The sequence below is a fragment of the Arthrobacter sp. UYCu723 genome (assembly GCF_054059215.1).
This window is the reverse complement of record NZ_JBSSBW010000001.1, coordinates 3342579-3353767: the sequence shown is the minus strand read 5'-3', so window position 1 is coordinate 3353767 and position 11189 is coordinate 3342579. Positions and strand designations below refer to the sequence as shown.

The window sequence follows — 11189 nt, the reverse complement described above, 5'->3', positions numbered from 1 at the left end:
AATGGGGGTCGACTGAAAGTAGAGATCAGCATGAGTGCAGCACGGCGGCGTTTCACCCAGGAGTTCAAAGACGAGTTGTGCCGTGAGGTGATCAACGCGTCCAAACCCATCAAGGATGTTGCCACCGCATACGGCGTCGGCCCCGAGACGCTCCGCAACTGGCTGAACAAATACCGCGAGGCCAACGGGGGCACCGAGACGGACCTGACGTTGCCGGAACGGGCGCGGCTGAAGGAGCTCGAGAGGGAAAATCAGGAGCTGCGCGCGGAGACTCTATTCCTGAAAAAAGCAGCCGCTTACTTCGCGCGGGAGCAGCGGTAGTGAGCAAGTACGAATACATCGACTCCCAAAGAACCGAGCCCGCCAACCTGAATTCGGTCGTGAAGATGTGCCGCTGGCTGGGCGTCTCAACCTCCGGTTTCTACCACTGGCTGACGCGTCCGCAATCGGCGACTGCCACTCGCCGGAAGGCCCTGATAGCGCGGATCCAGCACTATTTTGAGGAGTCCGAAGGAACGTACGGGTATCGTCGAATCCACGCCGACCTCGCGGCGGAAAAGACGCAGTGTTCGCCCGAGCTTGTGCGGCACCTCATGCGCCAGGAGGGTCTCGTGGCCTGCCAACCGAGGCCCTTCCGGGTCACGACCGAGGCCGACGCTTTGGCCGCGGCGAACATGCCTGACCTCGTCAAGCGTGACTTCACCGCCACTCGCCCGGGGGTGAAGTTTGTCGGCGACATCACTTACATCCACACCTGGCAGGGGTTCATTTATCTGGCCACCGTCATCGACTGCTACTCCAAGAAGGTCGTCGGCTGGTCGATCGCCGATCACATGCGCACTGAACTCGTCGCTGACGCCCTCAGCAACGCCGCCGCAACGACCCTGATCGAGCCTGACGCGATCTGGCACTCGGACCGCGGCAGCGTGTATACCTCGGCCGGGTTTCGGGCCTTGGTGACCGGCCTGGGGATGCGCTCATCGATGGGACGCACGGGCGTGTGTTGGGATAACAGTATGGCGGAATCTTTTTTCTCGATGCTCAAGAACGAGCGTGTTTACCGGACCGTTTACGCGACGAAATCACAGGCCCGCAGCGACGTTATCCGCTATATCGAGGGGTTTTACAATAGTCGGCGCCGACACTCCGCGCTCGGTTACCGCCGGCCTAACGAAGTCCACTATGGTTATCAACAGCCAGCCTTGGCAGCGTAGAAGAATTCACCAATTCCGCTGTCCGAAATCCTCGCGGCAGCTCAGCCGCCGGTGTCCTGGCCAACTGCTTCGGCTTTGAGGGACGGGTTGTGACGGAGGGTTATCCCCGTAACGACAGCCTGACCCGCGAACGGATGGCCGAGGACCGCCCGGGCATCCGCAGCCGGCTTGGCATCCCCGAGGGCAAGACGGCGATTCTCTATGCGCCCACCTGGCGCGACGATGCCAAAAACGCCTCACGGCAGTATGAGCTGGTCACGTACCTCGATTTCGAAAAGGCCCAGCAGCTGCTCGGCGACGACTATGTGCTGCTGCTGCGCGGACACCACAACATCGCCGGCCAGCGGCAGACGGCGGCAAACAAGTTTGTCATCGATGTGACCGAATACCCGGAAGTCAACGACCTCTACACGGCCGCGGATATCCTGGTGAACGATTATTCGTCCGTCATGTTCGATTTCTGTGTCACCGGCAAGCCGATCATCTTCCTGACACCGGATATCGCGCAGTACCGGGACGCGACCCGCGGCTTCTACTTTGATCTCGAAGAAAAGGCGCCCGGTCCCCTGCACAACACCACGGAGCAAGTGGTTCGTTCCATCAAGAACATCTCTTCGGTTTCGCGCCGGTACGCGCCTAAATATGAGGCCTTCGTCGAGGAGTTTGCGCCCCTATGCGACGGAGAGGCCACTCAGCGCGTGTTCGATGCGCTGTGGCCGGAAGTCCCAGGCGCGCCGGTGCCGGTGGGATCCAGTCAATCGGCTTCGCAGGCGGAGATTTAGTCGACCGCTGCCGCGGCAACGAAACAAACAAGCATGATCAGGTTGCCAGACGGTTCTGTCCGTCTGTCAACCACGACCTTAGGACGCAGTACACATCATGAGCCCCGCGCAAGACACGATCGATTATGGCCTTCTTCTCGAAGAGAGACAAGAGTGGACGGCCGCCGTTGAGGTCTATACCGAATTGCTGGACGGTCCCCAAGGAGCCGATGCCGAGTTAGCGTTTCGTCTGGGGCATGCGCACTTCCACCTCCGGCAATTCGAGGAATCGGCTGAGCATCTCCAGGAGGCTACGGCGCTGAAACCGGGGATGGCATCTTGGCATTACCGGCTCGGCTTTGTCCAGGAGCAGCTCGGCAGTCTTAAGGACGCGCTTGAAAATTACACTGTGGCAATCTCGCTCGAACCTCATCGGGAAAGGTGGCAGCTCCGACTGCAGGCGGCGCGCGATCTGCATGCAAAAGCGGGACGCGGGTCAGTTCCGGGTGGCGCGCCTTCCACTGATCCGGGCCACTACTCCACGAAACTCGAGCAATTACGGGCAGCCAAAGGCCAACTATGGCAGGAACTCGATGTCTTGGAGGCTGGGGCGCAGGCACACAGCGGGGACGCCGAGTGGCTGGCTCAGTTGGGAGCCGCTCAATACGGCATGAAGTTATTTGCCGAAGCAGCCAACAGTTTTACCGCCGCTTCTGCAATCGACGACGCCAATTCTGAGTGGCATTTCCTTGCGGGCCATTCTTACGAGATCATCGGACGGCTGGACCAGGCCCAACAGTCATATGAAAAAGCTATACAGCACGACGCTTTACTGAAAGCTGACATCTACGGAGTGGGCGCATTTTTCCAAAAAAAGGGCCTGTGGGTTGAGGCTCTCGAACATTACAAGCAGCTCGCACTTCTTCATCCGTCGAGAGCGGAGCTTGCCTACAGAGTCGGCCTCGCTTCCGACCGCTGTTATCGGTGGGAGGAAGCCGAATATGCCTACGGTACCGCCATAACCCTTGGGCCGGACGTTCCATACTGGCACTATAAACTGGGCCTCGCTCGCGAACGCCAGCTCGATTGGGTTGGCGCAGCTGCTGCCTACGCGCATGCAGCTGCCTTCGATGCGGCCAAGCCCTACTGGTCTTACAAGGCCGGCTACGCCCTTGAGGCTGCGGGGCGGCCGCAGCAGGCTGCCGCTCACTACATGGCTTCCGGCACGCTCCCGGCGTCACTGCAGGCTGGGCTCCACGCCCAAGAAGACAGCCTCGGGGCAGGCTCGTACTGGCGGCAGGTTCTCTCTCTAGGAATCGATGCCTTGGTTCCATTGCATTCAGGGGACGCCATGGGCCGTGCCGGAGAGCTTGCAATCCGCATTGGGGACTGGGAGGCCGCACGCTCGGCGCTCACGGAAGCCACGGCCCGGAGCGCCGATTTTAACTCCCAGCGCTTCTTTCTGCTCGGCGTGGCTCACTTCAAGCTGGAAGACTACCCGGCAGCTTGCCAGGCGTTCCGTCAGACCAGACTTTTCAAGACTTCCGACGGAATAGACGTCGAACAATATTTGAAGAACAAAACCCAAAAGTTGAGCATGGAATATGTTGAACATTACGAAAACCTGGACCTCAGGGACGACATAATCCTGTGGGAAAGCAACCATGGTGCGTCCATTGGATGCCACCCGTTGGCCATCTTTGATCAAGTACAGCAAGATCCCGATTATGCGCATTTCAGCCATTATTGGGTAATCAACAATGACTCGAATATCCCGGACCGGCTTCGAGGCCTGGAGAACGTCTTCTTCGTTCAGACGCACTCGGACCTCTACAAACGAGTACTAGCCTCCGCCAGGTATCTTGTCAATAACGTGTCCTTCCCGCCGTACTTTATCCGCAAAGACCGGCAACATTATCTCAACACCTGGCATGGAACACCGTTGAAGACACTCGGCCGCGACATGGCCGGCGGCCCGGTCGCGCACGCGAACATTGCTCGAAACTTCCTGCAGGCTAGTCACATAATGAGCCCCAACACCCACACGTCCCAAGCGATCGTGCAGCGTCATGACATCGAGGGGATTTTCCGGGGCAAGATCGCGGTAACGGGTTCCCCGCGCATCGACGGGCTCGTGACGCCCAGCCCGTCCAGGCGCGAAGAACTTCGTCGGCGGCTAGGTATTGACCCGGATGATTCGAGGCCTGTCGTGCTCTATGCACCGACGTGGCGCGGCGCGTCGGACGACAGGTATGTAGATGCGAGCAGATTGCAGCAAGACCTTGAAGGCATGCAAGGTGCGGATCACCACCTCTTCTTCCGGGCACACCGCCTAACGGAAGGCCTCCTCAGCGACTTCGATGCTGGACAGGCCCTGGTCCCGGGGGATATCGACACTAACGATCTACTGATTGCAGTCGACCTCCTCATAACCGACTACTCAAGTATTTTCTTCGATTTTCTGCCCACGGGCCGCCCTATAGTCTTCTACGCCTACGACCTTGCCGACTATTCCGCAGAACGTGGCTTGTATTTCGATATGAACGATATGCCTGGTCGACTGGTAACGGAGCGGTCGCTTCTTCCAACCGAAATATCTAGTTCGTTGCAAGAGCCTCAGTTCGGTCATCCGCGTCATCTTTCCGCCCTTGCTGACTACTGCCCCTCAGAGGACGGAAGGTCCGCGGAAAGAGTCGTGCGCTTCTTCTTTGAGGACGATCCCGACGGCCTGGCTGAAGCGATTACCGACGACAAAACGACTCTTCTCTTCCACCACGGCCTTCTTCCCAACGGAATCGCCACCTCGTTCCACAACTTGGTGTCCAGCTTGGACACGCAAAAGTTCCGCGTCGTCCTTATCGTGGAACCGCATGTCCTCGCCGCAAACGAAGGGAGACTCGAAAAGCTCCGAGATTTACCCAAGCATGTACAAATCATTGGACGGGTCGGCGTCCAATCCCACACGCCAGAGGAGCGTTGGATTAACCGAAAGTTCACTGCTCAGTTCAACTTGGCGTCCGACGCACAATGGAGTATCTACCGGTCCTCTTACCGCCGCGAATTCAAGCGAATCTTTGGCGTTGCGAGCTTCGATTCACTCATCGAGTTTGACGGCTATGCGCCCTTCTGGACTGGTCTGATTGCCAACGGAAGCCCATCCGGCCATAAATCGATTTATATGCACAATGATATGGCCGACGAAAACAAGATGAAGTTTCCCGTCCTGGAGACGGTGTTCCGTCAATATCATGACTTCGATTCGCTTATCTCGGTTGCCGACAGCGTGTCCAAACGCAACCGAGAACAGATCGCGCACAAATATGGACTGAATCCCGACAGGTTTGTTCACAGCGATAATCAGATCAATCCACAAAATGTTCTACAAGCGGCCGAGGAGGATGTCGATCCCGATATCGCTGAGTGGTATTCTTCGTCGCCGCGAAATTACGTTGCCATTGGCCGCCTGTCACCCGAAAAAGATCACGCCAAGCTTATTAGGGCCTTTGCCCGCTTTCATGGCGACAGCCCAACTTCGAAGTTGCTCATTCTTGGTGACGGGCCGCTGCGGGAGGATCTGGAAAGACTTATAGCCGATTTGGGGGCCACTGACTTCATATGGCTTGCAGGTCAGCGTTCCAACCCATATCCGGCCTTGAAGCACGCCCACTGCTTCGTTTTATCATCCTTGCACGAGGGTCAGCCCATGGTCCTCTTTGAAGCCATGATCTTGGGTCTTCCCATAGTCTGCACGGACATGCCAGGGCCTCGGGATGTCCTCCAAGACCGATATGGAATGATTGTAGAAAACTCGGAGGAAGGGCTTATTACGGGCTTCGCGGCTGCGGAACTGGGTCAGGTTCCCAACGAATACTTTGACACCTTGAAATATGTAGCCAGCGCGCGCAGCCAGTTCCTGAACCACAATCTAGCCAACACGTTTCAACCCAGCATCTAGTCCGACAACCAACACACAGGAGACCGATATACTTCCTGGCGTCGGACATTGTGCCAAGTGACATTTAAGTGGGAGTAGACGGCAAGTGACACGCCCACGGGCACCCGCCGGCAGCCGGTGGCTTGTGCTCATATTGTAATTTACACGCTTTGATTAAACTACAAGAGAATTGATATCCTAATGCCAATGTATCGCACAGTCGTACGCCCGTGGCCAGTCATACTGCCTTCGAAGTCGAAGACAGTTAGACACCCGCCCCGCCCGGTAGAGTTACGGCAACCGAGTTATGCAGACCAGTTTGATGCGAGAACGCTTTTTTATGACGTCTTCCGCGAAGGTTCCGATGTTGTTCTCTCCGGCCCCCCACTTTTAAATTTGAAGCCCATCTTGGATTCCGCCCAATTGTCGAACGAGAATGGCAGAGTACTGTCCGCGTCTTTTGGCGATCTGGATCGCACCCAAGACTCGAGAGTTCATGATGCAGCTGACTCCCTTCTCTTGACGACTTCTATTGATGGAACCGAACTTTCATTTCCGGTTGCGCCCAGTCTTTCGGGTCTCTTTACCGATCGCAAAGTGCTGTTCACGAAATCCAAGGATAATGAACTGGAATGGATTCGCGATTGGGCGATTTTCCATGTCCTAAATCAGAAAATCGATGCCATTCTCATTTACGACAATGGCTCCACAAAGTACGAGCCGGAGGATGTCCTGGACTGCCTCAAGGGAATCGAAGGCCTAGAAGTGGCCGTAGTTGTCCACTGGCCTTTCCCGTTTGGGCCGCAGGGCGGCAGCTGGGATGGGCTAAGGAATGCCCCATGGGATTCAGATTATTGCGAATATGGAATTATTCAGCATGCTAGGCACCGTTTCCTTAAGGATAGCTACGGCGTCATTCAGGCGGATGTGGATGAACTAGTAATGTCAGACGATGGGAGGACCGTCTTCGAGATCCTCGAGGGTTCCGCTGCGCCGGTCATTGGCTATTCGGGACGATGGATTGAGGCCACCGGGGCCGATCAGTCTCAGGTCTATCGCTTTGGGGACTTCAGGTATTTTGACTTGAGGCGTCCCCCTACGAGCCCAAAGTGGTCGGCGCTAACGAAGGGCATTGCTGAAGCCAAGCAATGGAAGACTCACTATGTCCAGGGTGCCGTGGTGGAGAAGACTGACTCCGTCGTCCATCGGCATTTTGTCGGCATCAGTTCAAGTTGGAAGTTCGATCGGACAAAGGAAAATGCCTTCGACTCGAAGTATTTTGTTGTAGACGAACTGTTGGTTGATCTTCTAGAAAGCCAGAGATCGAAATTCGGGGAAGGGATCGAAACTGCGCCCATGATAGCCGAGCAGCCTCCGACGAGAAGTTCGGATTACTATGCCCTTCAGGGGATCCAAAAGGACATTCATGCCAGCGGTCTTCTGCCCCAACCGGTTGCCCGCGAGTGGTACCATACGGTATCAACGCTCGTTTTCGACTACAAGTGGAACGGCAAGAATTTTGCTTTCGATATCACTAAGAAACAGGGTGAACTGACTATTCAGTTCCTTGGCCGGGACCAGGCTTCGGAAAGCTTGGTGGCGCGCACCGTGTCCGCTGCCGGAATCGCAAGCACTCTTAGTCCGCAGCAGAAGCACATCGTTCTCGAACTTCGAGAGCCGTTCGTTGGTGCCGGGGCTGAAGTTGCCAAGCGCATGGCGCTTCTTGTTAACGCGGGGCATGAGGCTGGCATTGTCCTGTCTCCCGACAGGCCCATTCATGAGGCGACAGAGTTCCCGTCCTAACTGGTGGTCCGGGCGCACCAATTTCGGTGACCTCATTGGCCAGGGCTAATGCAAAGTCGTGGCTAGCCCAGCCGGCCACAGATTCCGGAATATGTTCCGCGGAACATATTCCGGAATCAGGACCTTGAAAACGCCGCCGCAGAACGCCCGGGCCATCTCGCACCCGGCGATCACCGCGGCCAGCGTCTGGGTGTAGGTCAGCCAGACGAACATGTGGCGCGAATACACGGCGGTGAAGGTCATCGCGTGGACCTTCCGGTCCCGCCCGGTCTCCGGGTCCGTGATCGCGCCCATCAGGGCGAAGTCGATCTGGCACTCCACCCCCGGCGCCCCGTCGTTCACGTGCACCGCGGTGGCATTGGCCCGGTAGCCGCAGCGCTGCGTCGCGAACCGGTGCAACGTCCGGTACGGGACCTGGCAGCCCTGCCGGGCCAGCAGCTCCTGGACCTTCACCAAGGACAGGGCGCTGGCGCCCTTCCCGGCACCGGTGCCGCTGATCCAGGTCCGGATCTGCTCCTCATGGGCGGCAAGCGCGTCCACCCGGCGCCGTGCCCGTTCGGCCTTGACAGACCGCGGCCACCACCGCGCCGACCAACTCGTCGGTCACCGCCCCGATCCCTGCGGCCCGGTCCAACCCAGCGGCCTCGGCGGCCTGGACGTACCGGCGGGCGGTCTTGCGGTCCACCCCGGCCCGTTCGCCCGCCGTCCGCAACCCCGCCCCTCCAACCAGGCCCGGAGTACTTCTCTGATTTCAACCACACTGACCTCCCTGAACCCCATCCCCGTAGACCTCCGCGTCGACGACACTGACGCGATGATCCAACAGTGAATATTCGTTCTTGAGGGGTCCATGTGTGGTGCGGGTTAGCGCCGGGGTCCGGGCCCACGGTTTGCGCTGGTCAGCGCCGGTGTTGGTGTGGTTGAGCGCCACCTGAAAAGCTCCTTCCACCGCGTGAGGGCCACGTGGTGGAAGGAGTACCGGTAATGGTACGGAAGATCAAGGCGAAGCTCGTCTTGCAGTTGCATAATCAGGGCCTGTCCGGCAGAGCGATCTCGCTCGCTCAGGGCATGTCCAGGCACAGCGTTCAGGCGGTGATCGATGCCGCGAATCAGCTCGGGCTCGGTTGGGACGACGTTGCGGAGAAGTCTGAGGGCGAGGTGTATCTGGCGCTGTTTCCCGGTCGCGGGGTGCGGGAGAGCGTGTTCGCGCAGCCGGACTGGGTCCAGGTGCACCGCGAGCTGGCCAGGGTCGGGGTGACGTTGAAGCTGCTGCACCAGGAGTATCTCGACGGGTGCGGTCGGGCCGGGCAAGCGGCGATGAGTTATGACCGGTTCTGCAGGCTTTACGGCGATTACGCCAACGTCACTGGCGCGTCGTCTCGGGTCGGCCATAAGGCCGGCCGCAGCGTCGAGGTCGACTGGTCCGGGCCGACGATGCAGCTCGTTGACCCGGCAACGGGAGAGGTCTCGAAGGTGTATTTGTTCGTCGTGTGCCTGCCGTTCAGCAGATATGCGTTCGTGGAGGCGACGTTGGATATGCGGCAGGAGTCGTGGCTGCGCGCGCATGCGGCGATGTTCGCGTTCTTCGGCGGCACGGTCCCGCGGATCGTCCCCGACAACCTCAAGACCGGGGTGATCTCTCACCCGCGCGAGGGCGAAGTCGTCCTCAACGACGCCTATCGCGAGATGGCGGCGCATTATTCGGCGGCGGTACTACCGGGCCGGGTGCGGCACCCGAAAGACAAAGCCAGCGTCGAAAACACTGTCTCCCACGTCGCCACCTGGGTGATTGCGGGTCTGAGGCAGGAGCAGTTCACCAGCCTGGTGCAGCTGCGGGCCCGGATTCGGGAGCAGATCGATGCCTACAACCGATAGCCGTTCCAGAAGCGGGAGGGCTCCCGGCTGAGCGTGTTCGCGGCCGAGGAGAAGCCGCTGCTGCAACCGTTGCCGGCGGTGACTTTCGAGATCAGCACCTGGACATATGGGCGCAAAGTAGGCCGGAACGGACACGTGGTCTGGGCAAAAAACTTCTACTCCGTCCCGTTCACCCACATCGGCGCGCATGTTGATCTTCGCGTCACGGACACCATGCTCGAGATCTATCGGGGTGATGAGCGCCTGACCAGCCACCTGCTGCTGCCCGTGACGACGACGAACCAGTATCGGACGAACGAAGCCGACCTTCCCGAGGGGCACAGCTGGCAAGCCTGGGACCGGGCCCGGATCGACGCCTGGGCGTTACGGATGGGACCGGCGACCGGGACCGTGATCGAGAAGATCTTCGAGTCTGTCCGCATTGAGGAAGCCGGCTACGATCCAGCCCTGGCGGTCCTGCGCCTGTCTCGTAGGTTCTCACCAGCCCGGGTGGAAGCCGCATGCCAGCTCGCGCTGCGCGGTCCGATACGATCGCCCCGTTACGCCCACCTGCGGCCGATCCTGGACACCGGGCAGGACAAAACCGGGCACGTCGAGGAGCCTGATGACGAAGATGGCGGATACGTGCGCGGCAGCTCCTACTACGCAGGAGGGACCCGATGAGCCGCCTGGACACGGAAACCAAACGCAAGCTGCGGGAGATGAACGCGGGCGAGCTGCTGGAGGCCATAGATACTCAAGACGAGACGCTGAGCATCAGCCTGCCGTTCGAAGATCGTCTCCGGCTGGTCGTCGATGACGCCTACGCGTCGTTCACCCATGCCAAAGTCACCGGCCTGATCCGGCGGGCGGGGCTGCGCTACCCGAACGCTGACCTGCGCCGCATCGACCTCCTCGACGAGCGAGGTCTTGACCGGCCGCTGCTGAGCCAGCTCGGCACCTGCTCGTTCGTGGCCCGGCAGCAGAACGTTGTCTTCCAAGGGTTCACCGGGTCGGGGAAGTCCTACCTGGGATGCGCGATCGCTAAACGCGCATGCGAACACCGAATCCGCGCGCATTACGTCCGCATGCCCGACCTCGAGGAAGCCTGGGTCGCCGCCCAAGACACCCTTGGCGGATCCGGCAAGTTCCTGCGCAAGTACGCGGCATTCACCCTGCTGGTCATTGATGAGTGGCTGCTGGATCGGCCCACGGAATCGATGCGCACCATGCTGCTGGAACTGATGGAACGCCGCTACGGGGAGACGTCCACAGTGTTCTGCACCCAGTACTCGCAGAAGGACTGGCACCAGCGGCTCGGCTCCGGCGTTCACGCCGACGCGATCATGGACCGGATCATCCACAACACGATCTGGGTCGAGACAGGCAATTACAACATGCGCGAACACACAGCACTCGCAACCGCCTAGCAACTGTCACGGAGGGCGTCAGCGGCGCCAAGGCCACGCGACCGCTGGCGCTCTCTCGCACGAACCCCGGCGCTGAACCGCACGAACAGGTGGCGCTCAAAGCTTCAAATACTCATCCAACAGGGCCTCGGAGGACTTCCCGGCAAGGCGCGCTGGGTGGTCCATGACTGGCTACACAGGTGGTCCCATGAGG

Annotated in this window: 6 protein-coding genes and 1 pseudogene; 6 read left to right on the top strand and 1 reads right to left on the bottom strand. The window is 59.2% G+C overall.

The genetic code is table 11. The annotated features are described in order from the left end of the window. Window positions 1-30 precede the first annotated feature (30 nt). From ACVWZ8_RS15690 to ACVWZ8_RS15675, 4 genes are all read left to right on the top strand, one after another. Window positions 31-1214, top strand: a protein-coding gene (locus ACVWZ8_RS15690) for an IS3 family transposase (RefSeq protein ID WP_354184461.1) whose coding sequence is annotated in 2 segments (ribosomal slippage) — window positions 31-292 and window positions 292-1214 — 1185 coding nt in all. Because the reading frame shifts where the segments join, the coding sequence is not laid out codon by codon here. Window positions 1215-1270: 56 nt separating this feature from the next. Beyond that, window positions 1271-1996 carry a CDP-glycerol glycerophosphotransferase family protein gene (locus tag ACVWZ8_RS15685; RefSeq protein ID WP_456505964.1) on the top strand — a complete coding sequence of 242 codons (726 nt, stop codon included), beginning with the start codon at window positions 1271-1273 and terminating at the stop codon, window positions 1994-1996. Window positions 1997-2093: 97 nt separating this feature from the next. Beyond that, on the top strand, window positions 2094-5930 hold the full coding sequence (locus ACVWZ8_RS15680; RefSeq protein WP_456505115.1) for a CDP-glycerol glycerophosphotransferase family protein: 3837 nt from the start codon (window positions 2094-2096) through the stop codon (window positions 5928-5930). Between the two features lie 498 nt (window positions 5931-6428). After that, complete coding sequence (locus ACVWZ8_RS15675; protein WP_456505114.1) at window positions 6429-7712, top strand: hypothetical protein; 1284 nt, start codon at window positions 6429-6431, stop codon at window positions 7710-7712. A gap of 45 nt (window positions 7713-7757) precedes the next feature. Here the strand turns inward: ACVWZ8_RS15675 and ACVWZ8_RS15670 are convergent, their stop codons facing one another. Continuing rightward, entirely contained in the window at window positions 7758-8252 is a 495-nt protein-coding gene (locus ACVWZ8_RS15670) for a hypothetical protein (RefSeq protein ID WP_456505113.1), read from the bottom strand. A 444-nt stretch (window positions 8253-8696) separates the two neighbouring features. On the opposite strand from ACVWZ8_RS15670, the pseudogene istA reads away from it, so the two are divergent. Then, window positions 8697-10250 (top strand): annotated as a pseudogene (gene istA / locus ACVWZ8_RS15665) (IS21 family transposase). Next, window positions 10247-10996, top strand: coding sequence for an ATP-binding protein (locus tag ACVWZ8_RS15660; RefSeq protein ID WP_058931834.1), 750 nt, complete (start codon window positions 10247-10249; stop codon window positions 10994-10996). Before istA ends, ACVWZ8_RS15660 begins: the two are co-directional and overlap by 4 nt. Window positions 10997-11189 lie beyond the last annotated feature (193 nt).

Excerpts from the sequence above, each read along its gene's own strand:
- ACVWZ8_RS15680 (WP_456505115.1), top strand. The coding sequence starts at position 2,094 with ATGAGCCCCGCGCAAGACACGATCGATTATGGCCTTCTTCTCGAAGAG.
- ACVWZ8_RS15660 (WP_058931834.1), top strand. The coding sequence starts at position 10,247 with ATGAGCCGCCTGGACACGGAAACCAAACGCAAGCTGCGGGAGATGAAC.